Origin of the sequence: Asanoa hainanensis (assembly GCF_900188485.1) — a bacterium.
Classification (GTDB): Bacteria; Actinomycetota; Actinomycetes; order Mycobacteriales; family Micromonosporaceae; genus Asanoa; species Asanoa hainanensis.
The window spans coordinates 295,408-318,598 of sequence record NZ_FZPH01000001.1 but is presented as its reverse complement, the minus strand read 5'-3'; the positions used below and the strand labels follow the sequence as shown (position 1 = coordinate 318,598).

Here is a 23,191-nt window from a genome sequence, read left to right as displayed (position 1 = left end):
AAGGTGACGACCTGTCCCGGCCGGGAGTTGCACGGTGTCGGCCAACTGACTCCTATGCTGTCGCGCCATGGGGTTCGACATCGTGGCCGGTTTGGGCGCGCTCGAGCTCCCGGAGGTGGTCCGGCAGGCATACCAGCTCATCGGCAACAACCCGGACCTGACGAGCCGACAAGGCGCGTTGTACGAGCTGGAGGAGCTCTCGTACGACGACGGGATGTTGACCTTCAGGTGCACCCACCAGGCGACCGCGTTCTTCTCGGTGCCACTACGACCGTGGCGCGACGACCCGCCGGTCTACGTCAACTTCCCGCACCGGCCGCAGCCGTACACCGATCGCTTCTCTCTCAGCTTGGTCGAGCTGGTTCTTTGGGAGGCGGTGGAGGCCGGAGACCGTCACGACTGCCGGAAGCTGACGGACTACGACGGGGAGCTGTTCGACGCCTTCACGCCGCTGTCCACGATCCTGCCGGCCATGGAGTGGAACGCACCGTGGCACGTGAGCCCCGACGTGATCCTCCGGCGATCACAGGACCTCATCATGATCGCGGCCCGCACGGACGAGGCCCTGGCCGACTTCCGCGTCACCCACCCGGGGGACTGGATGAGCCGGTGGCATTGAGAGCACCTCTGCGGGCGGGGTTGATCGGGGACAGGGTCGCCGTGATGCTGTGTCTGTGGAGTACGTGTCCAGAGTGCCGCGGCCGCCGCTGGACCGGCTGATCGACGACCTCTACTACCTGGAGGGTGTGCCGCCGTACGCCCGGCTGATGTTGCCGCCGGCGCCGGGGGCGTTGCTCATCGTCAACCTCGGCGCGCCGTTCCGGATTCGCGCCGGCGGCGACCTCGAGTCGGCCGACTACGCCGACGGCTGCGTGGTCACCATGCCCACTCGCGCGTACGAGTTCGGCTACCCGATCCCGACCCGGTCCGTCGGTGCGCACGTCAAGCCGTGGGGGCTGGCGCCGTTCCTGCCGATGCCCGCGGCCGAGTTGTGCGACCGGCCCGTGACGATCGAGCAGGTGTGGGGCCGTCCCGCCGTCGCCGGGCTGCGCGACCGGTTGGCCGCCGCGGACGGGCCGCACGAGATGCTGACGCTGCTCGAGCAGGAGCTGATGCGCCGGCTGGGCGAGACCGCCGGCCTGGGGCTGGTCCGTCACACGGGCAGCGTCATCGCCGCGACGGGCGGGGCGGTGGCGATCGGCGACCTGCGTACGGCGGCCGGTGTCAGCAGCACGCATCTGGCGCAGCGGTTCAAGTCGCTCGTGGGCGTCACTCCGAAGCGGCTGGCCCGCTCTTACCGCTTCACCACGACCATGTTGACGATCGACCCGGCCGGACCGATCGACTGGGGCGAGCTCGCCGCTCGCGCCGGCTACTTCGACCAGGCGCACTTCGGCCACGAGTTCCGGGCGTTCACCGGGCTCACGCCCACGCGGTACGTCGAGGTCCGGCAGCGGTTCCTGCGCGAACATCCCGGCCACGTGCTGGAGGGCTGGCCGCTGCCGGCCGATTGATTTCTTACAAGAGCGACCCCCCATCGGCGCGCTAGCTTGGGGCAACCCAAACCAAAGGAGAGCGCTGTGGGCAAGGTGGTCATGTACAGCTCGGTGTCCGTGGACGGCTTCATCGCGGACGAGAAGGACCAGCCAGGCCCGTTGTTCGACTGGTTGACCAGCGGTGACGTCCCGTTGGACGAGAGCGGCTACGTCAAGGTGTCGCAGACGTCGTACGACTACACCCGGCCGTACTGGGACCAGATCGGCGTGACGATCGCCGGCCGCCACGTCTTCGACCTGACGGACGGCTGGGACGGTAAGCCGCCGAGCGGGATCGACCACGTGGTCGTCGTGACGCACCGGCCGGCACCCGAGGGCTGGGACCCCGAGGCGCCGTTCCACTTCGTCGACGGCGTCGAGGCGGCGGTGGCCAAGGCACAGGAACTCGCGGGCGACCGCATCGTCGAGGTCGCCGCCGGCGACGTCGGCGGCCAGGCGCTCGCCGCGGGCCTGGTCGACGAGGTGCGCATGGACGTCGTACCCGTGGTGTTCGGATCCGGCAAGCGCTTCTTCGGGTCGGTCCAGGCACAACACCTGTTAGCGGACCCGGACGTGGTGCTCCAGAGCAACCGGGTGCTCCACCTGAGCTATCAGGTGCGCCGTTGAGGGTGGGTCAGCAGGTGGAGTGGAAGAGGCCACCGACGGCGGTGGTCGCGATCAGGGCGTTGTAGGTCGCTACGGCGGCTCGGGTTTGGGCCACGTGCACGGTCACGCCGCGTTTTTCCAGCCAGGTCAATGCCTCGGGGGTTACTTCCAGGACCTGGTCCATGCCGCGGGAGAGCACGACTGTCGTAGCGCCGGCTGTGACTAGTTCCTCGACGTCGGCGGTTTGGATGCCCGGGCGATGGCGGGTGCCCATCTCGTTCCAGTCCCGGCCGCCGCCGGGGTACAGCTTCGCGTCCTTGACAGTGCCCAGGCCTTCGTTTTGCGGCGGCCCCACTTTAGGGCCTCCACGAGGGCGCGCCCTTACCGTCGGGTGCTTAAGGCCATGGTCTTCAATCGCCGCCGCCGCGAAATCGGGTTTGTGTCCGCGGAGCGACACGACTTCACACGTCCAGCCTGGCTTCGAGCGAAGGCGCGATCCCACTGTCGTTGCGGCTCATGCTGACGATGCCCCTCGCCCGCTGCGCGTTGCCGACCTCGACGACTGGGTTTGGCGCTGTCTTTGAGGGTCACTACCCCTTCGAGACCGCGATCTCGCCCGAGTTCAGTGGGCGTCCTACTCCTCCTCGGTGAAGACCTCCTCGCGTCGTTTGCGGATTGTTGGGAGCACTGCGACGACCAAGGCCGCCACCGCCACCACCAGCAGGACCGCGGAGATCGGACGGGTCAGGAAGACCGTCGCGTCGCCGCGGGAGATGATCAGGGCTCGGCGGAGGTGTTCTTCCAAGAGCGGCCCAAGGACGAAGCCCAGCAACATCGGCGCGGGTTCGCAGCCGCATTTGATCAGGATGTAGCCCAGTAGGCCGAAGAAGACGATCGCGTACACGTCCCAGGAGTTGAAGTTCAGGGAGTACGTGCCGATCGCGGCGAGCAGGATGATCATTGGGAACAGGACCGCGTATGGGATGCGGAGCATTTGGACCCACATGCCGATCAGGGGCAGGTTCAGCAGGACCAGTAGGACGTTGCCGATCCACATTGAGGCGATCAGGCCCCAGAACAGGGCCGGCTCGTCGTTGATGACGTTCGGGCCCGGGGTGATGCCGTGCACGATGAACGCGCCCACCATCAGCGCCATCACCGGGTGGGCGGGCAGACCCAGCGTCAGCAGCGGGATGAACGACGTCTGGGCCGCCGCGTTGTTCGCCGACTCGGGGCCCGCCACCCCCTCGATCGCGCCGCGGCCGAACTCCTGCGGGCGTTTCGAGACCCGCTTCTCCACCGCGTACGACGTGAACGACGCCAGCACGTGCCCGCCGCCGGGCAGCACGCCCAAAGCCGATCCGAGGCCCGTGCCCCGCAGGATCGGCCCGACCAGCCGGCGCCGGTCCTCCCGCGTCGGCCACAGGTTGCGGACCTTCGAGATCACCGCCGACCGCGTCGACTCGTTCTCCAGGTTCCGCAGGATCTCCGCGACGCCGAAAAGGCCTACCGCGACCGACACGAAGTCGATCCCGCCGTACAACGAACGCTCGTCGAACGTGAACCGCGGCGTACCCGTGTAGATGTCCTGCCCGACCGTCCCGAACAGGATCCCCAGCGCGATCATCGCGAGCGCCTTCAGGGCGGAACCCCGGGCGAGAGCAATAGACACGATCAGGCCGAGGAGTACGAGCGAGAAGTACTCCGCCGGCCCGAACTTCAGCGCGACGTCAGCCAACGGCGGCGCCGCGACGGCCAGGATGACCGTGGCGACGGTCCCCGCGAAGAACGACCCGATCGCCGCCGCCGCCAACGCGGGCCCGGCCCGCCCCTGCCGGGCCATCTCGTGACCGTCCAGAGCGGTGACCGCCGCCGATGACTCACCCGGCAGGTTGATCAGGATCGCCGTCGTGGACCCGCCGTACTGCGCACCGTAATAAATCCCGGCCAGCATGATCAGGGCCGTAACCGGCTCGAAGTTGAACGTGATCGGCAGCAGCATCGCCACCGTCGCCGTCGGGCCGATGCCGGGCAGCACACCGACGGCCGTGCCGAGCAGCACGCCCACGAAGCACCACAGGACGTTCTGGACCAGGAACGCGGTCGAGAAGCCCAGCGCGAGGTTGTCGAGAAGTTCCATGCCTCAATCCGGGTTGCGCGTCAGAACTGGAGCCACGGGCCGAACAGCGGGATCCGCAGCTGGAGCCCGACGACGAAGATGAGCGTCGCGCCAAGGGTCAGGCCGGCCGCCACGGCGAGCGCCCACCACGGGCGTGCGCGGGAGCTGGCCAGCGTCGTGAGCAGGGCGGTCACGAACGACGTCGGCACGAAGCCGAGGCGCCGCACGGTGAAGCCGAAGAAGACCACGGCGACGACGATGGCCGCGATCGCCCGCCAGGGCACCGCGGTCAGCGTGACCACGTCGCCGGCGACCAGTCCTTTCACGACGATCGCCAGGCCCAGCGCGGTCATGACGCCGCCGACCAGCACCGGGAAGTAGCCGGGGCCCATCCGCAGTGGGGTGCCCAGCGAGTAGCTGAGCGCCCCCACCACGAACGCGCCACCGATCAGGACGAAGATTCCCCCAGCGATCACGTCCGCCAGTGACTTTCGACGTTCCATCGTCAGGAGGCCTTGACCCCGGCGTCGGCGATGATCTTCGCCCAGGTCTTGAGCTGCTCGTCCAGGTGCGCGCGGTGCGCCTCCGGGGTCGCGTCCGTCGCGGGGACGGGCGCGGTGCCGAGCTTGGCCATCTGGTCGATGACCGCCTGGTCGGCCAGCGCGACCTTGAGCGCCTCCGACAGCTTCTGCACGACCTCCTGCGGCGTGCCCTTCGGCACGTAGAGGCCGTGCCACACGCTGACCTGCAGGTTGGGCATGCCGGACTCGGCCGTGGTCGGCACGTCGGGCAGGCTCTTCACCCGCTCCGGCGTGGTCACCGCGTACGCCTTCACCTTGCCCGCGGTGATCTGACCGCTGGTGTTGGTCGTCTGGTCGCACATGAAGTCGACCTGGCCGCCGACGAGGTCGGTCAGCGCCGGGCCGGTGCCCTGGTACGGGACCTCCTGGAGCTTGACGCCCGCGGCGGACTGGAACAGCAGGCCGCACAGGTGCGACGCCGCGCCGATGCCGGCGTTGGCCAGCGTCACCTTGTCGGAGTTGGCCTTCACGTACGCCACCAGGTCCTGGAACGTCGCCGGCGCGAAGTCCTTGCGCGCGACGACCGTCATCGGCACCTCGGTGACCAGCCCGACCATCTCGAAGTCCTCGAGCGGCTTGTAGTCGAGGTTCGCGTACAGCGCCGGCGCCGTGGACATGCCGATGTGGTGCATCAGCACGGTGTAGCCGTCCGGGTCCGCCCGCGCGACCTCGCCCGCGCCGACCGTGCCGCCCGCGCCCTCGACGTTCTGGACGACGATCTGCGCGCCGAGCTTCTTGCCCATCGGCTCGGCGATCATCCGGGTGACGGTGTCGGTCGGTCCGCCCGCGCTGAACGGCACGACGAACGTGATGTTCTGGTTCGGGTAGTTCGAAGCGTTGCCCCCGCTGCCGTTGCCCGAGCCGCCCCCGTTGTCGGAACAGGCGGCGACAAGCGCCAGGACGCCGACCGCGGCGATGAACCCCGCGGCGGCGCGGCTTGTCCGTCTCATATGCGCCCTCCTCGTCAGAGCGTTCAACTTCGTCGATGCGCGGCACCAGTTTCGGCTGGCGCGGCGGCTCATGGTGTCAGAGGAATCCCAAGAACTCGATGGCTGACCGGATGGTTGTCGGGCCGTACAATCCGCCGGTATGCGGATTACGGTCATCGAGGACGACGACCGCGTGGCGCGGGGCCTGGTGACCGTCCTGGTCCAGGCGGGCTTCGAGGTGCACCGCATCGCGACCGCGGCCGAGGCGGCCCGCGCCGAGCCCGCCGACGTGGTCCTGGTCGACCTGGGGTTGCCCGACGGTGACGGCATCGAGGTGATCCGCCGCCTGCGCGACCGACCCGAGACCGCCGTCATCGCGGTCACGGCCAGGTCCGAAGAGCATGAGCGGGTACGCGGCCTGCGCGCGGGAGCCGACGACTACATCGTCAAGCCGTTCGGCGTCCCCGAGCTGCTGGCCCGGATCGACGCCGTGCTGCGCCGCACCCGGGCGGCCCGCGCCGCGACCCATCCCGACGGGCCGCTCGTCGTCGGTCCGATGCGGATCGGTGTCGGCACCCGCGAGGTCAGCGTCGCCGCCACGCCGATCACGCTGACCCGCAAGGAGTTCGAGCTGCTCCTGCTGCTGGCCCGCCGGGCGCCCAACGTGGTCAGCCGCGACGTCATCCTCGACCTGATCTGGGGCGCCACCTGGGAGTCGTCGAGCCGCACCCTGGACACCCACATCGCGGCGCTGCGCCACAAGCTCGGCCCGGACGTGCTGATCCGCACGATCCACGGCGTCGGCTACCGGCTCCTCGCCGAGGCGCCGGAGCTGATCGGCTGAGCCGGGGTGCATCGTCGGCTGCTGGTCGTCCTGGTGCCGCTCGCGGTGCTGCTCGTCGCCGCGCTCGGGGTGCCGCTGGGCGTCACCGTCGCCGAGCGGGAGATGCAGGAGACGTATGTCGACCGTCTCAACGACGTGGGCCGGTTCGCCTCCCTCGCCGAGACCGCGCTGACGACCGGGCGCACCGAGGCCTTACGCCAGGAGCTGTCCCGCTACCACGACCTGTACGGCGTCCCGGTCGTGGTCATCGACGTCTCGGGGGCGGTGCTGCTCGGTCCGGCCGGCGCGTACGAGGAGGCGGCCCGCTCCGAGCCGGCCCTGGACCGGATCGTCACCGCCGCGCTGGCCGGCACCAGGTCCGAGCCGTCCGGCGAGTGGGCGCCGTGGGACGACTCGGCGCTCGTGGTCGCGGAGCCGGTCGGCCGCGACAGCGAGGTGGTCGGCGCGGTCGTCACCATCTCGGACCTGTCTTCGACCCGGGACCGGATTCTGCTCCGCTGGGGGCGGCTGGCCGGGCTCGGGTTGCTGCCGCTGGTGGCGTTGGCCGCGGTCGCCTGGCCGGTGTCCGCCTGGGTGCTGCGGCCCGTGCGCAAGCTCGACGCGGCGACCGCACGGATCTCCGAGGGTGACCTGACGATCCGCGCCGACTCCGAGGCCGGGCCGGTCGAGCTGCGCCGGCTGGCGCAGTCGTTCAACACCATGATGGACGCGGTCGAGAACGCCGTGCAGCGCCAGCGGGCCTTCGTCTCGGACGCGTCGCACCAGTTGCGCAACCCGCTGACCTCGTTGCGGCTGGCGGTGGAGAGCCTGTCGCCGCACCTGACCGACCCGGGCCGACCGGTGTTCGACGTCGCCGTCGACGAGCTCAAGGCGATGCAGCGGATGCTCAACGCGCTGCAGGCCAGTGCCCGGATGGAGAGCATGCGTACGGCGTCTCCCGTCGACCTGGACGCGGTGCTGGCCACGCGGGTCGACCGGTGGCGGGCACTGACGCTGTCCGCGGGGCAGGCCTTGTTGGTGTCGGCGCCGCCTGGACTGCGGTTGTTGGAGCCGCCGGGTGGGCTCGGCAGCGTGCTGGACGAGCTGATCAGCAACGCGCTGCGGCTCTCGGACGCGTCGGTCGTCTCGGTGACCGCGTCGTCGGACGGTTCTGTCGTGACCATCGTCGTCGCCGATGACGGCCTCGGCATCGAGGTGGCCGACCGGGCCAAGGTACTCGGGCGCTTCTGGCGGTCGCCGCGCCACCAGAACGTACCCGGGACCGGTCTCGGGTTGGCGATCTGCGCGGACCTGGTGGGTGCGGCGGGCGGTTCGGTGCGGTTGGACGATGGCCTGCCCCGGCCGGACGGCTCGGGTTTCGGCTTCGCGGCGGTCGTGGCGCTGCCGTTGGTCGAGGCTTAGCGCTCGCGGTCCGTCAGCGCTCGCGGTCCGTCACCGGCCCCTCAGCGCTTGCGGTCCCGGAACCACTGCGCCGCGCCCGGGTGCAGCGGGATCGTGCCGGTGGAGATGCCCGTGCGCACGTTGATCTGCCACGCCTCCGGGATGGCCTCGGCGTCGCCACGGCTCGCGGCGGTGATCGTCTGCGTGAAGATCGTGTCGGTGACGGCGTAGACCAGGTCGGACGACAGGTCGTTGCGGGCCAGGAGGACGTTCGGGACCGCGACGGTACGGGTGGCGGGGACCCCGGCGTACGCGGTGCCCGGGATCGTCGCCGGCGCGTACGGGCCGGGATAGGCGGTGACCAGCGCGTCGGCCTGGCGGTCCAACGGGATCAGCCGGATCGCCCGCTGCTGTGCGAGCTCCGTGATCGCCGGCGTGGGCACCCCGGTCAGCGAGAACATCGCGTCGATCTCGCCGGCGCGCAGGGCCGCGGCCGACTCGGCCTGGCTGAGGTTGCGCCCGTCGGCGTCCACGGGCCCGAGCGCGAGCGCCCGCGACGAGGTGAACTCGGTGCCGGAGTCGTGCGCGCCGAGCGACACCCGCTTGCCGGCCAGGTCCCGGAACTCGTCGATCGCCGAGCCGGCCATGACGACCAGGTGCAGGTGGCTGTCGTAGAGCCGGCACACGGCTGAGATGCCGTCCGGCGCCGTACCGCCGGTGGTGATGACGGCATCCAGACTGGACAGTCCGAGCTGGACGGTGTTGGCGCGCAGCATCCGGATGTTGTCGGTGGAGGCCCCGCTGGGCACGGTGGTCACCACGGCACCCGGCACCCGCTCGGTGATGTGCGCGGCCAGCGCCCCGCCGATGCGGCGGTAGACGGCACCGGCGGGCCCGGTGGCGAGGCGCAGCTGGACCGTGCCCGGCTCTGGATCCGGCGAACAGCCAACCAGCAACGCGCCGGCGGAGACCAGCACCGACCGTCGGGTGAACCTCGACCGCGCCTCCATGGCGGTGATGTTAATGTCCTGTTGCGGTTGCCGCCTCCGTCGATGGAGTCGGCCGGTGAGATATCGGGGTGAGGCTATGTCTGCGCACGGCCTCCTCATCCATGCCCTGATTTCCTCACCTGTGAAGGATTGCTCACCACCATGCATGTCCTGGTTCTTGGCGGCACCCGCTTCGTCGGTCGTGCCGTAGTCGACCGGGCGCTCGCACTCGGCGCCTCGGTCACTCTCTTCAACCGCGGCCAGACGGCCCCGGAGCTCTATCCGCACCTGGAGACCGTGGTCGGCGACCGCACCGTCTCCCTGGCCGCTCTTGAAGGGCGGCGCTTCGACCTCGTCGTCGACTGTGCCGGCTATCTCCCGTCGGTGGTGGCGCTCTCGGCCGCTGCGCTGCGGGACGCCGTCGACCGCTACGTGTTCGTCTCGTCGGTCTCCGTGTACGCCGACCAGAGTGTGCCGCCGGTCGAAGGCTCTCCGGTCCTCTCCGACGATTCGTACGGCGGTCGTAAGGCCGCGTGCGAACGGGTTGTGTCGTCTGTCTTCGGGGATCGCGCGTTGATCGCCCGGCCCGGGCTCATCGTCGGGCCGCACGATCCGACGGAGCGGTTCCCGTACTGGCCGCGGCGGTTCCAACGGCCCGGGCCGATCCTGGCGCCGGGCGACCCGTCGGACCCGGTCCAGTTCGTCGACGTACGCGACCTCGCGGCGTTCCTCCTCGGCGCCGCCGCCGGCGGCGTCTTCAACGTGGTCGGGCCGGTCATGCCGATGGGCTCGCTGTTGGATGCGTGTCGGGTGGTGACGGGCTCGGCGGAGTCACCGGTCTGGGTGCCGACGGAACGGCTGCTGGCGGCGGGTGCCGATCCGTGGATGGGCGTACCCCTCTGGATCGCCGATCCCGAATGGGCCGCGGCGAACCTGGTCTCCCGCTCCCGTGCGGTGTCGGCGGGCCTGACGAGCCGTCCGGTCGCGGAGATCGTGGCTGACGTGCTGGCGTGGGACAACGCCCGCGGTGGCCCACGGGACGGCGTCGAGCCGTTGTCGGCGGAAGAGGAGCAGCGCCTGCTCTCAGCTATATGAGCTTGTGCTTATATGACTGTTGAGTGATACTAGCGCGGTGGACGTCTTCACCGCGTTGGCCGACCCGACCCGGCGCGCGCTGCTCGACCTGCTGACGAGCGGCGCGCGCCCGGCGGGCGACCTCGTGGCGGCCTTCCCGGCCCTGACCCAACCGGCGATCTCCCGACACCTGCGCGTCCTGCGCGACGTCGGCCTGGTCGACGTGCGGGCGGAGGCCCAGCGCCGCATCTACACGCTGCGACCCGAGGCGCTGTCGGAGGTCGACGCGTGGCTCGGGCGCTACCGCGAGTACTGGGCGAGCCACCTGGACGCGATCGAAGCGCATCTGGCCTCACCACCTGGAGAGAAACCATGACTGTTGACGACCGGCTCGGCCACCTCGACGTACACGGCGAGTCCGTGACCATGACGTTCCGGCGCCGCCTGCCGTACCCCATCGAGGCTGTCTGGAACGCGATCACCGATCCGGACGCACGCGAGACCTGGTTCGGCACGACGACCATCGAGCCGCTCGCGGGTGGCGCGATCGCGATGCTGCCCCACGACCCGCCCGTGCCACCGGACGCCAAGCGCATGACGGGCACGATCCTGACGTGGCAGCCGCCGTCGGGTGCGGGCAACCGGACCGCGGTGCTCGAACACGAATGGCACCAACGCATCGTGGAGGCCGGGGTGGTCCGCTACGAGCTCACGGAGGACGGCGACGCGACGGTGCTGGTCTTCACGCACCACGGGTTGGGGTTGCGCAACGCCCAGGGCTTCCTGCCGGGCACGCACGCGTTCCTGGACCGGCTGACCGCTCACCTGGCCGCGGAGGACATCCCGAACTGGAACAGGTTGTACGAGCTGCTGGCGCCCGCCTACCGGTGACGGGCGGCCCACGCGGTGAGGGCCTTGTCCTCCAGCGTCGGGTAGGTGGCGTCGGTTTCCAGGACGACGCCGGGCAGTGATGGCACGCCGACGACGTACATGCCGGCTTTGCGGGCTGCCGTGACGCCGGTCGCGGAGTCCTCGAACGCGACGCTGCGGGCCGGGTCGGCGTCGAGGGCGGCGCAGGCCGCGAGGTAGAGGTCGGGTGCCGGCTTCGCGTCGGTCACGTCCTCGGCGGCGAGGACGTGGTCGAACAGATTGTCGAGCCCGGCCGAGGCCAGCGCGGCGACGACGAAGGCCCGCGGGCTGTTGCTGGCCACGGCGATCGGCACCCGCCCCCGCAGCGCCGCGACGAGAGCGCGGGCGCCGGGCAGCGGGTCGGCACCGGCCGCGAGCTCGACCGTGACAAGGTCGTGGAGCTGCTTGGCCAGCGCCGGCCCGTCACCGGTCCGTCCGAAGTAGACGGCCATCGCCTCACCGGCGGCCTCGAGCGTGCGACCGATGACAACCTGCTTCTGCTCGACCCCGAACGGGAACCCGTTCTCCGCGAACAGCACGGTCTCGGCCCGGGTCCAACCGGGCTCGGTGTCGACCAGCAACCCATCACAATCGAAAACCACGGCATCGACGTACGCCGGCAGACTCGTGCATTCGATCTTCGCAGACGACTCGTAAACTGACCGGTGTGGAGAACGCGCCGCGGATCCTGCACGTCGAGTGGGGCCGCCTCGAGATCGAGGGCCTGGGCACCGTCAAGGACGCGAAGCTCTACCCCGGCGGCGGCCGGGCCTGGGACTGGAACGAGACAGGCACCCGCCACCGCCCAGGCATCCAGACCGCCGACGTCGAGGAACTAGTAACAGCCGGCGCGACGACAGTCGTGCTCTCCCGCGGCATGGACCAGGTCCTGGAAGTGACCCCCGAGGCACTGTCCTGGCTGGAAGAGCGCGGCGTGACCGTGCACGTCGCCGAAACCCGAGCCGCCGTAGCGATCTACAACAACCTCATCACGACCACCGCCGTCGGCGGCCTCTTCCACTCCACCTGCTAGCACCATCGGATCGACGGACGCCGGTGGAACTGTCGGCGGTGCCAGTCTCGACGGATGCTCGCCGGTGTTGCTGGGCGTCTCGGTGGTTCGTCCTCGGCTTGGTCGTGTCGCTGCTGGTCAACTGGCTGAAGCCACCGGCTCAGTGGCGATCGAAGCCCTGGGGAAACAAGCAACCTCTGGTCGCGCTCGCTGTGGTGTTGCCGATTTCGTGTGTGGCGGCCTGGATCACCGCAGCGGTCGACGACGACGGTGAAGGTCCCGCGGATCAACCGACAAGGAGCGCGACCGCGCGTTCCAGCCCATCGGGTTCCACCTTCCCGTCCACGCCTCCCTGCTCCGCGCCCGAGCTAACGACCGCGACCGGGCGGCCGGCCGAGAGCCCACGAGACGCGACGACACCATGACGCTGTCGCCCGGCTACGGCGGCGACCTGGACTCGCTGTGTGCGGACTGGACCATGCGCCAGCAGCCTCGGCATCCACGACGTCGTCAACGAGGGGTTCGGACTCGCAACGCGCAACGTCTCGGTCGACTTGGCCCTGTGTCTGGCGGGCAGGAAGCTTCGTACGCGTACTGCGCCGCCGCCCACAACTACCGTCCGGGAACCATCCTTTACGCCGACCTTCGGGCTGGCGACCGCTACTGCGCCTTGACCAGCGACCGACGTTGCAGCGCGTTGACCGTCGTTTTCCTCGAACGGTCGGGATCAGCCCGAGCGATCAGGCTGCGGGTACACACCTGGTCGCCCGTCGAGGCCGACGCGGCGAAGGTCGACTATTCCTGGTTGCTTCCCGTGCTCCTGCTCGTATTGGTGGCCGGAGGAGGCGGTGCTGCCGCCTCCAAGGCGAAGAGACGGACCGCGGCCGAGAGCAACGGTCCGGAGAGCCTCAGCGGAGACACGAAAGCCGGCCGAGTCCACGAGCGTCGACGCAAACCCGGCACCAAATCTTCATAGCCGGTCACCAAACGCACCGTGCGTGCGTTTGCGCCCGGCACTGACCCGCGACCATGCGTCCGTCGATGGCTCGCGGTGCGGCGGGGGAGTGGTGGCTGGTAGGTCGGGCGGTGGGCGGCTGATCCGCGCCGCGTTGCGCTTCCTGCGCAAGGCCAGGAAACGCCCGGGGCGTGCGGCGGAGCCGCGTCGGTCTCCGGCGACGTTGCCCCCGTCGCCTGCGACGGTCCGGAAGTTCAGCGACTACATCTTCAAACCGGGTGCGACGCACGGCAAGGACAAGGTGTTCCGGTCCTATGGGTACGACCGTACGCACAGCGAGCAGTTGGCCGCCGAGTACACCCGCCAAGGCACCGTTCGCTATCAGGCCGGGGACTACACGCTCGGTCGCGAGGACCACCACGGTCAGCGTGTCACCATTCCGATCGACATTGTCGGTCAGGGGCCGGCCGTTGGGCGCTCGACGACCGTCAAGTCTGGTTGGATGGTTCGACCGGATGGCGCTCTTACGCTCAACACACCATTCACGGGATTTGTGCGATGACCGAGATTCAGTTGTACGACCGCGTGCGGGTTGTTACCTCGCGGTTCGCCGGCGAGGGTGTTGTCGCGGGCATGGTGGGTTATGTCGTCGAGGTTTATCCCGACGGTGAGTTCGAGGTCGAGGTGTCGGAGCCGTCCACGGGCGAGACGGTCGCGCAGTTTGCGGCGTCGCCGGCCGACGTGGAGCGTGACGAGCACCGGGGCTGACGCCGCTCAGTCGTAGTCGTACACTGTCATGTCGATGTTCTTGGCGCACAGCGTGCCCAGGATCAGCGGCTCGATCTGGTCCCAGCGGCCCCCGGCCAGCCCGCAACCGATGCGGGGCATGTGCACGGACGCGCCGAGCCGTTCCGCGTGTTCCGCGAGGGTGGTCAGGCAGCGCTCCACTGCTCCGTAGCGGATTGGCGGGCCGTTGCTGCCCGTGCGCATGCCGTGTTGGGCGACCATATTCGCTACCCACAGGTCCCGTTGGACCTGGACCAGTTGCGTCTCTCCTAGGGCGAAACCGGAACGTTCGCGGTGCCATTGGCGGTAGGCGCGTTCCGGTTCCGGCCAGCGCCGAGAGATCGCCACTACGAAGCCCTTGCCCCAGCCGCCCAGGTCGTTGCAGACGTGCGCGATGACCTTTGGGCCCTTCGCCTGGGGACTGGTCGCGTCGCCTTTGATGAAACGCAGCGGTGCCACGCTGCGATGCTAGACAGGGTCTGCGGATTCGCGTCGGCCGACCGTAGAATCACCGCGCTCACTACGGGGAGGGTGATTCGGATGTGGCCGTTCAAGAAGCGTCAGCAGGCCGTTGGGCTTGTCATCGACTCGGCGCAGGGTGATCCGCGGGCGCGGGCTCTTATCGACGCCCTCGACGGCCGCGATTGGCAGACGACCCGCGACCTGTTCGCCGCCGCGGAGGAGCCGGACGCCCGGGCCTACCTGATGGAGATCGCCGCCAAGGTCGACGGTGTTCAAGACTGGATCGGGCAATGGGTCGACGCCGAGCCCGAGTCGACGCTTCCCCTGCTCGTCCAGGGCTGCCACGCCGTCAACTGGGCGTGGGAGGCGCGGGGTGCCCAGCGGGCCAAGTACACGAAGGACGAGCAGTTCCGCGAGTTCTTCCGTCGGCTCGTGGTCGCCGAGAATCTGCTCGACGAGGTCATCGACCGCGACCCCGACGACGTGACCGCCCGCACCTGGCTGGTCATGGCGTCGCGTGGCCGGCAGGTGCCACCGGACGAGGCCCAGGCCCGCTTCGACGCCGTGGTGAAGCGGCACCCCGGCCACGTGGTCGCGCACGAGCATCGGCTGCAGTACCTGTGCGCCAAGTGGTTCGGCAGCGACGACGAGATGTTCGCGTTCGCCCGGGAGGCTACCGCGCAGGCGCCCGACGGCAGCTTGTTGCCCGAGCTTGTCGCGATCGCGCACATCGAGAAGTGGATGTCGTTGCCGGGTGGCGAGGACGACGCGTACATGGCGGGCCCGGAGGTCGGGAAGGAGATCGTGGCCGCGGCGGACAGGTCCGTCCTGCATCCGGCCTTCACGCCCAGCTTCGGGTGGGTTCCGCGCGCGAACGCGCTCGCGATGGGGCTGCGGATGTCCGGCGAGCTCGAGACCGCCGCCCGAGTGTTCGACCTGATCGGCGACCAGGTCGGTGGCTGGACCTGGACCTACTTCGGCGACCCGGTCAAGGCCTTCATCGAGGCCAGGACGGCGGCGTACGCCAGCCGCGCGTAACGGTCAGCCGAGGCTCCATTTCTGGTTGTCGGTGCCGCCGCACTGCCAGATCTGCAGCGGCGCACCGCTCCTGGTGCTCATGTCGATCACGTCGACGCACCTGTCGGCGGGCAGGCTGACCAGGTCGTGCGCCGCGTTCAGGTTGAACCGCTGCGACGACCGGCCGTCGCAGGTGGCCAGCCGCAACCGCGCGCCGTCCGCCGTCGAGCCGCCGGCGACGTCCAGGCACATGCCGAGGGACCGGACCGTACGGTCGCTGCCCAGGGTCCACCGTTGGCCCGGGAGGTCGCGGCAGTCGGCGACCTGGATCTGTTGCCCGGCGGTCGCGGTCCCGGACGGGATGGTGATGCACCGGTTGCTGCCGTGCCCGACGATCGGCCGTCCGCTGACGGGTGTCCCGGCCGTCTTCGTCGGTGACGGTGGTGCCGGCGGAGGCGGCGCACCGCGCGTCACCGTGGCCTGACCAGGTGTCCCGCTGGCCGGCGAGCCGGGTGTGCGACCGGGTGTGCCGCTGGGCCGGGCCGACGGTGCCGCGGCCGGGCGGAAACCGTCGACGACCAACGTGAGCGAGTCGCGGCGCGCCGCCCACGTCGATTCCTTTGTGGACCAGCTGATCGCGTACGCCTGGTCGGGGCCTGTCCGGAACGACCGGCGCAGCATGTGCCGGCGCTCCCCGCCCGGACCGTCGTACGTCCACTCCCAGTCCGCCGCCCGCACCTGATACCGGGCCGTGCCGAGTGAGATCCGGTGGTAGCCGGCATAAGAGTTGGCCCGCTCCTGCGCGGTCAGTTCCGCGAGCGGGTCAGGCGCGGCCGGCGCGAGCCGCTCGATGGTCAGCACCTCGGCACCGTCCGGTGGACCGAACTCGACCCGCGGGCCTGAAGGCCGGGGCGACCAGCCGTCCGGGACCGGCACCGCATAGCCGCTCGGATCCTGGTAGTAGCGCCAGCCGGCCGCGACCGGGGGCAACGTACCGGCGGCCGGCGACGAGTCCAGACCGGGGCCCGAATCACCGACCAGACTCCGGACGATCAGCGGCAGACCGGCCAGGATTCCGATCACCACGACCGCCGCCACCGACGCGACCAGCCGTCGTCGCCGCGGCCGGCGCGGGCCGCTCGCGGTCGACGACCCCGTCGCGGGATCGGGCGTGACCGGCCGAGGCGGCATCCGGCCCGCGACCGGAACGTCCGGACCGGCCGCGGCGTCCGTCGGAAGCGGAGGGGACGCGTCCGAGACCACGACGTGCCGGACCTCGATCGGACCGTACGGCGTGACCGGCAGCGCCGCCCGGCGCAACAGTCGCTCCGCAGTCTCCGCGTCGATGCGTTGCGACGGATCCTTGCGGAGCAGGCCTTCCAGCACCTCCGTGAGCGGTCCCGCCTGCCGCGGCGGCGGGGGCGGCTCGGTGGCCAGCGCCGCCAGCGTCGCGATGGACGACGACCGCGCGTACGGCGACCGCCCCTCGACGGCCGCGTACAGCGTGGCGCCGAGCGACCACAGGTCGGCCGCGGGTCCGGTGTGCCCGTCGGTCGCCCGTTCCGGGGCGAGATACGCGGGGGAGCCGAGCACCATTCCGGTGCGGGTGACGTTCGGGTCGCCCGGCACCGTGGCCAGGCCGAAGTCGGTGAGCACGATCCGGCCGTCGGCGGCTAGGAGCACGTTCGACGGTTTGACGTCCCGGTGCAGCACTCCGGCGTCGTGCGCCGCGCGGAGGGCGGCGAGCACCGCCAGCCCGATGGCAGCGACCCGGGTCGGCGGCAACGGCCCCTCGGCCGCCAGCACGCTGTGCAACGAACGGGAGTCGACGAGCTCCATCACGATCCACGGATCGTCGCCGGTGTGCAGCACGTCGAAGACGCGTACCACGTTGATCTGGTTGAGGCGCGCGATGGCGCGGGCCTCGCGCATCGAGCGCTCGCGCATCTCGCGCCGCTCGTCGTCGGTCAGCCCGGGCGGCGGGACGAGCTCCTTGAGGGCCACGTCCCGCCGGAGCAGCTCGTCGTACGCGAGCCAGACCCGCCCCATTCCGCCCTGTCCGAGCGGTTCGACGAGCCGGTAACGGCCAGCGATCAATCGTGGGGACGCGTCGGACACGGCTGGACCGTACCGGCGGCAGTTGAACGCTCCGTGTTTACTCGACAGTAAATAGTCGCCCCGTCGGGAAGATCACAGAGTGATTGTCCGGCCCGTCGCGGCGCTTTCCCGGGCCGCGTCCAGCACCTCGATGTTGCGGACGACGTCCCACGGGTCGACGGGCAGCGGAGCCTCGCCGCGCACCGCCGCGGCGAACGCCGGATAGTAGGTGTCCCAACGGCCGCGCTCGGTCGGCACCACCTCGCCCGCGCCGCCGCGGTAGACGTGACCCCAGCGCTCCGCCGGCTCGGCGCCCCAGCGGTCGCCCTCGGTCGCGGGCGTGCGGCCGGCGATCAGCTGCTCCTCCTGGCCGTCCACCCCGCCGACGATGTACGTGCCCGTCGTGCCGGTGACGCGGAAGCGCGGGCCGGGTGCGCCCTGGACCCAGCTGCCCCAGAGCTGCGCGTCGACACCGCCGGTGTGCTGGATGCTGACGAAGAAGTCGTCGTCGCGGGCACTCATCCGCGCGTACACGTGCTCCGCCGGCCCGAACAGCAACAGGGCCTGGTCGACCAGGTGCGCGCCGAAGTCGCGCAGGTTGCCGCCGCCGGCAGCCGGCGGGCCCGGGTCGGGCGCGAAACGCTCGAACCGCGACTCGAAGCGGGTCACGTCGCCCAGCGCGCCGGTGTCGATCAGCCGCCGCACGGTCAGCAGGTCGGAGTCCCAGCGCCGGTTCTGGTAGACGCTGATCGGCACGCCGGCCTGCGAGGCGGCTTCGAGGGCAGTGCGGGCCTCGGCGGCGTCGAGGGCGAACGGCTTGTCGACCACGACCGCCAGACCGAGGCGGATCGCCTCGAGCGCGAGCGGGATGTGGGTGTCGGCCGGTGTGGAGATCGCGACGGCCTGGGCGCCGTCCGCGGCCAGCGCGCTCAGCGAGTCGTACGCCGCGGCGCCCGGGTGCTCCTTGGCGAGCTCGGCCCGGCGGTCCGGCGACCGGGTCACCACGCCGGCGAAGTCGATCTCCGGAGCCGCCGCGAGCAGCGGCGCGTGGAAGTAGCGACCCCCGAACCCGTAGCCGACCAGTCCGAATCGCATGGGGAGCTCCTTCTCGCGCGAGGGAGCTTCAGATTAGAAGGACCCCCGCCGGTTCGGGCAACCGCGAGATCCGCATCACGACCGCGTGACCCGCCCGCCAAAATGGTTACTCTCACTGTGAGAAAGACATTGCGCAACGGGGGAAACAGACATGAGCATCGAAAAGGGACTGGCCAGCGGCGGCGTTTTCCTGCCGGGCGACGAGGGGTACGACCAGGCGCGCACGACCTGGGCCCTCGCCGTCGACCTGCGGCCGGCCGCCGTGGTCTTTCCGCGCACCGTCGAGGAGGTCGCGACCGTGGTCCGCGCCGCCGCGCAGGCCGGCCTGCGGGTCGCGCCCCTCGGCACCGGGCACAACGCGCACCCGCTCGAAGGCCTTGACCTGTCGCGCACCGTGCTGATGCGGATGTCCGAGCTCAAGTGCATCGAGATCCGCGGCCACACCGCCCGCGTGCACGCCGGAGACGTCTGGCTGCCGGTCGTGGAGAAGGCCGCCGAGCACGGCCTGGCCACGCTGCACGGCTCGAGCCCCGACACCGGCGTCGTCGGCTATCTGCTCGGCGGTGGCCTGAGCTGGTACGCCCGTAAGCACGGCCTCGCGGCCAACACCGTGACCGCCGTGGAGCTGGTCACGTCCGACGGAATGATCGTCCGTGCCGACGCCGACCACCGCCCCGACCTCTTCTGGGCCCTCCGCGGCGGCAACGGCGCCAACTTCGGCGTCGTCACCGCGATCGAGTTCCAGCTCTTCCCGATCGAGACGGCGTACGCGGGGATGTTGGTCTGGGACATGTCGGAGGCCCACCGGGTGCTGAGCGCGTGGGCGCCGTGGTCGGTCACCGCGCCCGAGGCCGCGACCACGTGTTTCCGGCTGATGCGGTTCCCGCCGATCCCCGAGGTGCCCGAGGTGTTCCGCGGTCGCAACCTGGTGTTCGTCGACGGAGCCGTGCTCGGTGACGACGAACAGGCGCAGGCGATCCTGGCCCCGCTGCGCGCGCTCGGCCCGGAGATCGACACCTTCACGCGGGTTCCCGTGTCGACCCTGCCGCGGCTGCACATGGATCCGGAGCAGCCCGTTCCGGGCGGCGGCCGGTCGGTGATGCTGGACGACCTGCCGCCAGCGGCCATCGACCGGCTCATGGAAGCGGCCGGACCCGGCTCCGGCAACACCCTCAACGTGATCGACATCCGCCAGCTCGGCGGCGCCCTGGCCCGGATCGAACCGGACGCCGGCGCCGCGGCCCGCTTCGACGGCCAGTTCCTCATGCTGGCCGCCGGCATCCTGGTCGGCGACCTGGCGAAACAGACGATCGCCGACTGCGAGCGTACGGTCGACGCGGTCGCGGAGTGGTCGCGCGGGCGCATGTACCTCAACTACGACGAGGTCCGCGGCGACCCGAGCCGCGGCTTCGACTGGGACGACTTCACCAGGCTGTGCCACATCCGCGACGCCGTCGACCCGACGCGGCTCTTCCAGGCCAACCACGAGCTCCCGGCCACACCGCGCTGACGCCCGTCACTCGTAGCGGTACTTCAGTGCGTCCGCCTCCGCGCGCTCGACGTCGGCGATCGTGAGGTCGGGCCTGCGGAGCTGGGCCAGTGTCACCTCGGCCGAGGTCGGTTGGGCGTCGGCCGGCAGCCACTGGTCCGGCTTCCAGACCGCGCCGCGGAGCAGCGACTTGGGGCAGTGCGGGTAGACCTCCTCGATCCCGAGCACCAGCGCACTGGCCGGCGGCTTGCCCACGGCGGTCAGCTGCGACAGGAGCTCGGGGCGGGTGGAGACGCAGGCCCGGCCGTTCAGCCGCAGCGTCGTGGTGCGTCCCGGGATGACGAACAGCAGCCCGGCGCGCCCGGTCGCGATGACGTTCTCCAGGGTGTCGAGCCGTTTGTTGCCGGTCGCGTCCGGTATCGCCACCGTTCGCGCGTCCAGGACGGCCACGAACCCGGGAGGGCCGCCGCGCGGGGAGACGTCACAGTTGCCCTCGGCGTCGACGCTGGCGACGAGGGCCAGCGACGCGCAGGCGATCAACTGCCGGGTCTGGTCGGTGAGCTCGGTCAGCTGTTTGCGCACGGCGCCGTCGCCGGGCATCTCGTAGACCCGGCGCAACGCCTCGTGGTCACGCACCGCGTCGAGCAGCAGCGAGTCGAACGCGAGGACCGTTTCCATCCACCGACTCTAATAGATCTACGATCGTCACCCGCGCGAGATTTCGCACAGACGGCGGCGCCGGCCCGGTGCGCCTGAGCCCCTATCCGTTCGCGTTGCGGCGGGTGGCTTCGGTGAACGCCGCCGTGATCTGTCGCATCTGGCGGAGGCTTTCGTCCTGCAGCCGTTCGATCGTGTGGCTCATGGCGTCGAGGTCGGGTGCCGGCTGGCCGCCGCCCGTCGTCGCGGCCCGGGTGTCGAGGGCCTCGTTGACGGCCGCCATGAGCGCCTCCGCGAGGGACTCCGTGCCGTGGCGCAGGATCGTCGGCCGGATGTCGATGGCGGTGAGGCGGCCGGACGCGTCGAGGGTCACCCGCACCTGACCGTCGGCGGCCTCCGCGGTGATCTCCTCGGGTGCGGGCGCGTCGCCGGTTTCAGTGCGCGCCTGGCGCAGGGCCGTTCGAGCCTCTCTGAGCTGCTGCTCCAGGCCTTGCTCGTCGTACACGATGGACACCTCCGGTCGGTTCTGGCTCCGCCGTGATCCTACGCAAACGCGGGCAGCGACCTCCGCCGATGACTGCACGGGTGGTGGAGCTTTAGGCTGTCAAGCGCGTACACGATGGAGCGGGGGGCTGATGGCGGAGGGCTTTCGTGTCAATCCGGAGGCGTTGCGTGCCGGTGGCGTGACGCTGGCGTCGGTGGGTGTCCGGCTCGGCGAGGGGTTGGAGCAGTTCGACGCCGCGATCGCGTCGTTCGGGCAGCCGTGGGGCGGCGACTACATCGGCATGCTGATCGGTGAGGCCTACCAGGCCGCCGTCGACTATGCGATGGGCAACTTCTTCGCCGCCGCAGACGAGATCATCAGCGCCGGTGACGACGTCGTCGGCATGGCGGACTCCTATGTGAGCACCGACGAGTCGGCGAACACGACGTTCACCGGGTTGATGTGAGTCATGGGCCTGGAACTTCCCAGCGAGCTCGTGCCGATTCTCGGCCTGATCGGCGTCGACTGGCCAGAATCCGACGAGACCGCACTGTACGAGCTCGGTCAGACCTGGATCCGCTTCGGCGAGACCCTCGGCGGCGCGGTCGGCAGCAGCCAGCAGGCCGTCCAGACGATCACGGCCGAGAGCCAGGGTCAGGCGATCGAGGCGTTCAGCCGGTGGTGGGGGGCTGAAGGTAGTCCCGCCTCGGTGTTGCAACCCGGTCAGCCGGCCGCGACGACGCTGGGTGCCGCGCTGATCGCGTGTGCTGGGTTGGTGCTGGCGCTGAAGATCCAGGTGATCGTCCAGCTGATCCTGCTGGCGGTGCAGATCGCGCAGGCCATCGCGACCGCGGCGGTCACGTTCGGGGCCTCGCTCGCGCAGATCCCGATCTTCCGGATGATCACGAAGATCATCGTCGACCAGCTGATCGACATGGTGATCCAGGAGCTGATCGGTGGCTAGGCGGCGGAACACGGGCGGGGACGACGGGCCGGCGCCCGAAGGCGGGTCGGGCGGGTCCGGGGCCGAGGGTGGCTCCGGTGGCTGGGGTGGACGGCGCCGCCGTGGCACCGGGAGCGGTCCACCACAGGGGAACTTCGTCGCCCGCAGCGTCAGCGGCGTGCCGCCGTCGACACCGCGGAAGAAGCGGCCGGTCACCTTCGGCACCGAGCAACGCCGGGCCGGTACGCAGTCGGGTCCGGTGAAGTTCCGGCTGCCCAAGGACGCGACCGAGGCCGAGAAGGCGCAGGCCCAGGAGTACGTCGACGCCGCCAACAAGGCCAAACGGGACGGCGAGCTCTCGCCGACCGGCCGCGTCAGCGTCAAGGGACAGCTCGCCCAGGACAAGGACGAGGCCGCGGCGGCTGAGCGCACCCGGGCGGCGAACGACCCCAACGACACCGCGTACGGCGACGACGTCGCGGCGCACCTGCCGGACACCACGTGGACCGGAAAGGCCGACCCGCCAGGCGGTTGGGGTCGTCACACGAACCGCATCAACAGCGTTCTAGGATCGCAATCGGGCCGATATCCCGAGGGTTACCAACCGACGGAATTCAGTTACGAGGTCGAGACGTAGTGACAGCACCGCAGAACTGGCCGGCCCTGATCGGCCGCCTGATCGAGGTCCGCGCGGACGTCGACGCCGCCGACCCGCAGCACCTGCAACCGCACACGCTGCCCCGCGTCAAGGCCACCGAGAGCGACGTCGCCGACTTCGAGACGGAGATCGGCGAACGGATCCCGACCGAATACCGCGATTTCCTGCTGCACGCCGACGGCTGGCCGAAACTCCATTTCGACGTGGACCTGTTCGGCCTGCCAGAACTGCGCGGCGGCGGCTCGTGGCCCATCGGCGAACAGATTCTGGAAACGTACGAGAACGAAGGCGTCCTCGACGACAGCGGCGTGGGCCTGACCGACATCGTCCCGATCGGCGCGGGCCCGGGAATGCCGACGGTGTTCGCGATCATCCGCAACGGGCTTCCCCAGGCGGGCGCGGTCATCTGGTTCTCCGACGGCCAGGAGGTCGAGCGCTACCAGGGCTTCGCGGACTTCCTCGCCTCCCGCGTCGCCTACACGGAACGCCGCCTCACCAAACTCCGCAGCCAGCCGACCGGCTGATCAGGGCAGATCCGCCCTAGCCGTGTTGGGCGTGCAGACTCCATCA

At 70.3% G+C, this 23,191-nt stretch carries 28 protein-coding genes; 17 read left to right on the top strand and 11 right to left on the bottom strand.

The window, feature by feature from the left end; all coding sequences use genetic code 11:
- The first annotated feature begins 67 nt into the window (after positions 1–67).
- The 3 genes from CHC05_RS01520 (at position 68) to CHC05_RS01510 (ending at position 2,162) form a co-directional block, all read left to right on the top strand.
- A complete protein-coding gene (locus tag CHC05_RS01520; RefSeq protein ID WP_144022443.1) occupies positions 68–619 on the top strand; it encodes a hypothetical protein in 552 nt (183 codons plus the stop codon).
- A gap of 55 nt (positions 620–674) precedes the next feature.
- A complete protein-coding gene (locus CHC05_RS01515; protein WP_245870609.1) occupies positions 675–1,514 on the top strand; it encodes an AraC family transcriptional regulator in 840 nt (279 codons plus the stop codon).
- Between the two features lie 66 nt (positions 1,515–1,580).
- Complete coding sequence (locus tag CHC05_RS01510) at positions 1,581–2,162, top strand: dihydrofolate reductase family protein (RefSeq protein WP_089243813.1); 582 nt, start codon at positions 1,581–1,583, stop codon at positions 2,160–2,162.
- A gap of 7 nt (positions 2,163–2,169) precedes the next feature.
- Here CHC05_RS01510 and CHC05_RS01505 read toward each other — a convergent pair whose 3' ends face one another.
- The 4 genes from CHC05_RS01505 to CHC05_RS01490 form a co-directional block, all read right to left on the bottom strand.
- On the bottom strand, positions 2,170–2,496 hold the full coding sequence (locus CHC05_RS01505) for an MTH938/NDUFAF3 family protein (RefSeq protein ID WP_245870608.1): 327 nt from the start codon (positions 2,494–2,496) through the stop codon (positions 2,170–2,172).
- 279 nt (positions 2,497–2,775) lie between these two features.
- Entirely contained in the window at positions 2,776–4,281 is a 1,506-nt protein-coding gene (locus CHC05_RS01500) for a tripartite tricarboxylate transporter permease (protein ID WP_089243810.1), read from the bottom strand.
- A 20-nt stretch (positions 4,282–4,301) separates the two neighbouring features.
- Complete coding sequence (locus CHC05_RS01495; protein WP_089243808.1) at positions 4,302–4,763, bottom strand: tripartite tricarboxylate transporter TctB family protein; 462 nt, start codon at positions 4,761–4,763, stop codon at positions 4,302–4,304.
- 2 nt (positions 4,764–4,765) lie between these two features.
- Positions 4,766–5,791: a tripartite tricarboxylate transporter substrate-binding protein gene (locus tag CHC05_RS01490; protein WP_089243806.1), complete on the bottom strand. Its 1,026-nt coding sequence runs from the start codon at positions 5,789–5,791 to the stop codon at positions 4,766–4,768.
- A 139-nt stretch (positions 5,792–5,930) separates the two neighbouring features.
- Here CHC05_RS01490 and CHC05_RS01485 point away from each other — a divergent pair, with 139 nt between their 5' ends.
- Positions 5,931–6,614, top strand: coding sequence for a response regulator transcription factor (locus CHC05_RS01485; RefSeq protein WP_089243804.1), 684 nt, complete (start codon positions 5,931–5,933; stop codon positions 6,612–6,614).
- A 6-nt stretch (positions 6,615–6,620) separates the two neighbouring features.
- Positions 6,621–8,015, top strand: a complete 1,395-nt coding sequence (locus CHC05_RS01480) for a sensor histidine kinase (RefSeq protein ID WP_089243802.1) — start codon at positions 6,621–6,623, stop codon at positions 8,013–8,015.
- A gap of 41 nt (positions 8,016–8,056) precedes the next feature.
- On the opposite strand, the gene CHC05_RS01475 is transcribed toward CHC05_RS01480, so the two are convergent.
- Positions 8,057–9,004: a TAXI family TRAP transporter solute-binding subunit gene (locus CHC05_RS01475; RefSeq protein WP_089243800.1), complete on the bottom strand. Its 948-nt coding sequence runs from the start codon at positions 9,002–9,004 to the stop codon at positions 8,057–8,059.
- Positions 9,005–9,145: 141 nt separating this feature from the next.
- On the opposite strand from CHC05_RS01475, the gene CHC05_RS01470 reads away from it, so the two are divergent.
- Genes CHC05_RS01470 through CHC05_RS01460 form a run of 3 tightly spaced genes read left to right on the top strand, consistent with a single transcriptional unit; the run spans position 9,146 to position 10,948 of the window.
- Positions 9,146–10,078, top strand: coding sequence for an NAD-dependent epimerase/dehydratase family protein (locus tag CHC05_RS01470; RefSeq protein WP_089244668.1), 933 nt, complete (start codon positions 9,146–9,148; stop codon positions 10,076–10,078).
- 37 nt (positions 10,079–10,115) lie between these two features.
- The gene (locus CHC05_RS01465) at positions 10,116–10,433 is read left to right on the top strand and encodes an ArsR/SmtB family transcription factor (protein ID WP_089243798.1); all 318 of its coding nucleotides are present in this window, start codon (positions 10,116–10,118) and stop codon (positions 10,431–10,433) included.
- Positions 10,430–10,948: an SRPBCC family protein gene (locus CHC05_RS01460; RefSeq protein ID WP_144022442.1), complete on the top strand. Its 519-nt coding sequence runs from the start codon at positions 10,430–10,432 to the stop codon at positions 10,946–10,948. The genes CHC05_RS01465 and CHC05_RS01460 overlap by 4 nt, the downstream gene beginning before the upstream one ends.
- Here CHC05_RS01460 and CHC05_RS01455 read toward each other — a convergent pair.
- The gene (locus tag CHC05_RS01455) at positions 10,939–11,568 is read right to left on the bottom strand and encodes an HAD family hydrolase (protein WP_281257630.1); all 630 of its coding nucleotides are present in this window, start codon (positions 11,566–11,568) and stop codon (positions 10,939–10,941) included. The genes CHC05_RS01460 and CHC05_RS01455 overlap by 10 nt on opposite strands.
- Positions 11,569–11,633: 65 nt before the next feature.
- Here CHC05_RS01455 and CHC05_RS01450 point away from each other — a divergent pair, with 65 nt between their 5' ends.
- The 3 genes from CHC05_RS01450 (at position 11,634) to CHC05_RS01440 (ending at position 13,701) form a co-directional block, all read left to right on the top strand.
- On the top strand, positions 11,634–11,999 hold the full coding sequence (locus tag CHC05_RS01450; RefSeq protein WP_089243794.1) for an Mth938-like domain-containing protein: 366 nt from the start codon (positions 11,634–11,636) through the stop codon (positions 11,997–11,999).
- A gap of 977 nt (positions 12,000–12,976) precedes the next feature.
- Positions 12,977–13,495 carry a DUF6883 domain-containing protein gene (locus tag CHC05_RS01445; protein ID WP_144022441.1) on the top strand — a complete coding sequence of 173 codons (519 nt, stop codon included), beginning with the start codon at positions 12,977–12,979 and terminating at the stop codon, positions 13,493–13,495.
- On the top strand, positions 13,492–13,701 hold the full coding sequence (locus CHC05_RS01440) for a DUF4926 domain-containing protein (RefSeq protein ID WP_089243790.1): 210 nt from the start codon (positions 13,492–13,494) through the stop codon (positions 13,699–13,701). The genes CHC05_RS01445 and CHC05_RS01440 overlap by 4 nt, the downstream gene beginning before the upstream one ends.
- Positions 13,702–13,707: 6 nt before the next feature.
- Here the strand turns inward: CHC05_RS01440 and CHC05_RS01435 are convergent, their stop codons facing one another.
- On the bottom strand, positions 13,708–14,178 hold the full coding sequence (locus CHC05_RS01435) for a macro domain-containing protein (RefSeq protein ID WP_089243787.1): 471 nt from the start codon (positions 14,176–14,178) through the stop codon (positions 13,708–13,710).
- An 81-nt stretch (positions 14,179–14,259) separates the two neighbouring features.
- On the opposite strand from CHC05_RS01435, the gene CHC05_RS01430 reads away from it, so the two are divergent.
- A complete protein-coding gene (locus tag CHC05_RS01430; RefSeq protein WP_089243785.1) occupies positions 14,260–15,219 on the top strand; it encodes a DUF4034 domain-containing protein in 960 nt (319 codons plus the stop codon).
- A 3-nt stretch (positions 15,220–15,222) separates the two neighbouring features.
- Here CHC05_RS01430 and CHC05_RS01425 read toward each other — a convergent pair whose 3' ends face one another.
- Together CHC05_RS01425 and CHC05_RS01420 are read right to left on the bottom strand one after the other, a co-directional pair.
- Entirely contained in the window at positions 15,223–17,316 is a 2,094-nt protein-coding gene (locus CHC05_RS01425) for a protein kinase domain-containing protein (protein WP_245870606.1), read from the bottom strand.
- Between the two features lie 72 nt (positions 17,317–17,388).
- Positions 17,389–18,390 (bottom strand): Gfo/Idh/MocA family protein, encoded by a 1,002-nt coding sequence (locus CHC05_RS01420; protein WP_089243783.1) that lies wholly within the window; start codon positions 18,388–18,390, stop codon positions 17,389–17,391.
- A 151-nt stretch (positions 18,391–18,541) separates the two neighbouring features.
- Here CHC05_RS01420 and CHC05_RS01415 point away from each other — a divergent pair, with 151 nt between their 5' ends.
- Positions 18,542–19,900 carry an FAD-binding oxidoreductase gene (locus CHC05_RS01415; RefSeq protein WP_089243781.1) on the top strand — a complete coding sequence of 453 codons (1,359 nt, stop codon included), beginning with the start codon at positions 18,542–18,544 and terminating at the stop codon, positions 19,898–19,900.
- Positions 19,901–19,906: 6 nt separating this feature from the next.
- On the opposite strand, the gene CHC05_RS01410 is transcribed toward CHC05_RS01415, so the two are convergent.
- Together CHC05_RS01410 and CHC05_RS01405 are read right to left on the bottom strand one after the other, a co-directional pair.
- Complete coding sequence (locus CHC05_RS01410; RefSeq protein ID WP_089243779.1) at positions 19,907–20,557, bottom strand: MSMEG_1061 family FMN-dependent PPOX-type flavoprotein; 651 nt, start codon at positions 20,555–20,557, stop codon at positions 19,907–19,909.
- A gap of 82 nt (positions 20,558–20,639) precedes the next feature.
- On the bottom strand, positions 20,640–21,041 hold the full coding sequence (locus CHC05_RS01405; protein WP_179266006.1) for a YbaB/EbfC family nucleoid-associated protein: 402 nt from the start codon (positions 21,039–21,041) through the stop codon (positions 20,640–20,642).
- Between the two features lie 130 nt (positions 21,042–21,171).
- Here CHC05_RS01405 and CHC05_RS01400 point away from each other — a divergent pair, with 130 nt between their 5' ends.
- From CHC05_RS01400 to CHC05_RS01390, 4 genes are read left to right on the top strand one after another with little or no spacing between them, the layout of a single operon-like run.
- On the top strand, positions 21,172–21,486 hold the full coding sequence (locus tag CHC05_RS01400) for a WXG100 family type VII secretion target (RefSeq protein ID WP_089243775.1): 315 nt from the start codon (positions 21,172–21,174) through the stop codon (positions 21,484–21,486).
- A 3-nt stretch (positions 21,487–21,489) separates the two neighbouring features.
- Entirely contained in the window at positions 21,490–21,984 is a 495-nt protein-coding gene (locus CHC05_RS01395; protein ID WP_089243773.1) for a WXG100-like domain-containing protein, read from the top strand.
- On the top strand, positions 21,977–22,600 hold the full coding sequence (locus tag CHC05_RS41250; RefSeq protein WP_179266005.1) for a hypothetical protein: 624 nt from the start codon (positions 21,977–21,979) through the stop codon (positions 22,598–22,600). Before CHC05_RS01395 ends, CHC05_RS41250 begins: the two co-directional genes overlap by 8 nt.
- Positions 22,600–23,145 carry an SMI1/KNR4 family protein gene (locus CHC05_RS01390; RefSeq protein ID WP_179266004.1) on the top strand — a complete coding sequence of 182 codons (546 nt, stop codon included), beginning with the start codon at positions 22,600–22,602 and terminating at the stop codon, positions 23,143–23,145. The genes CHC05_RS41250 and CHC05_RS01390 overlap by 1 nt, the downstream gene beginning before the upstream one ends.
- Positions 23,146–23,191 lie beyond the last annotated feature (46 nt).

What these genes read in the sequence shown, in the direction of transcription:
- CHC05_RS01495 (WP_089243808.1), bottom strand. Translation starts at nt 4,763, where the DNA reads ATGGAACGTCGAAAGTCACTGGCGGACGTGATCGCTGGGGGAATCTTC.
- CHC05_RS01440 (WP_089243790.1), top strand. Translation starts at nt 13,492, where the DNA reads ATGACCGAGATTCAGTTGTACGACCGCGTGCGGGTTGTTACCTCGCGG.
- CHC05_RS01400 (WP_089243775.1), top strand. Translation starts at nt 21,172, where the DNA reads ATGGCGGAGGGCTTTCGTGTCAATCCGGAGGCGTTGCGTGCCGGTGGC.
- CHC05_RS01485 (WP_089243804.1), top strand. Translation starts at nt 5,931, where the DNA reads ATGCGGATTACGGTCATCGAGGACGACGACCGCGTGGCGCGGGGCCTG.
- CHC05_RS01430 (WP_089243785.1), top strand. Translation starts at nt 14,260, where the DNA reads ATGTGGCCGTTCAAGAAGCGTCAGCAGGCCGTTGGGCTTGTCATCGAC.
- CHC05_RS01460 (WP_144022442.1), top strand. Translation starts at nt 10,430, where the DNA reads ATGACTGTTGACGACCGGCTCGGCCACCTCGACGTACACGGCGAGTCC.
- CHC05_RS01410 (WP_089243779.1), bottom strand. Translation starts at nt 20,557, where the DNA reads ATGGAAACGGTCCTCGCGTTCGACTCGCTGCTGCTCGACGCGGTGCGT.
- CHC05_RS01395 (WP_089243773.1), top strand. Translation starts at nt 21,490, where the DNA reads ATGGGCCTGGAACTTCCCAGCGAGCTCGTGCCGATTCTCGGCCTGATC.
- CHC05_RS01470 (WP_089244668.1), top strand. Translation starts at nt 9,146, where the DNA reads ATGCATGTCCTGGTTCTTGGCGGCACCCGCTTCGTCGGTCGTGCCGTA.
- CHC05_RS01520 (WP_144022443.1), top strand. Translation starts at nt 68, where the DNA reads ATGGGGTTCGACATCGTGGCCGGTTTGGGCGCGCTCGAGCTCCCGGAG.
- CHC05_RS01490 (WP_089243806.1), bottom strand. Translation starts at nt 5,791, where the DNA reads ATGAGACGGACAAGCCGCGCCGCCGCGGGGTTCATCGCCGCGGTCGGC.
- CHC05_RS01420 (WP_089243783.1), bottom strand. Translation starts at nt 18,390, where the DNA reads ATGCGATTCGGACTGGTCGGCTACGGGTTCGGGGGTCGCTACTTCCAC.
- CHC05_RS01500 (WP_089243810.1), bottom strand. Translation starts at nt 4,281, where the DNA reads ATGGAACTTCTCGACAACCTCGCGCTGGGCTTCTCGACCGCGTTCCTG.
- CHC05_RS01415 (WP_089243781.1), top strand. Translation starts at nt 18,542, where the DNA reads ATGAGCATCGAAAAGGGACTGGCCAGCGGCGGCGTTTTCCTGCCGGGC.
- CHC05_RS01475 (WP_089243800.1), bottom strand. Translation starts at nt 9,004, where the DNA reads ATGGAGGCGCGGTCGAGGTTCACCCGACGGTCGGTGCTGGTCTCCGCC.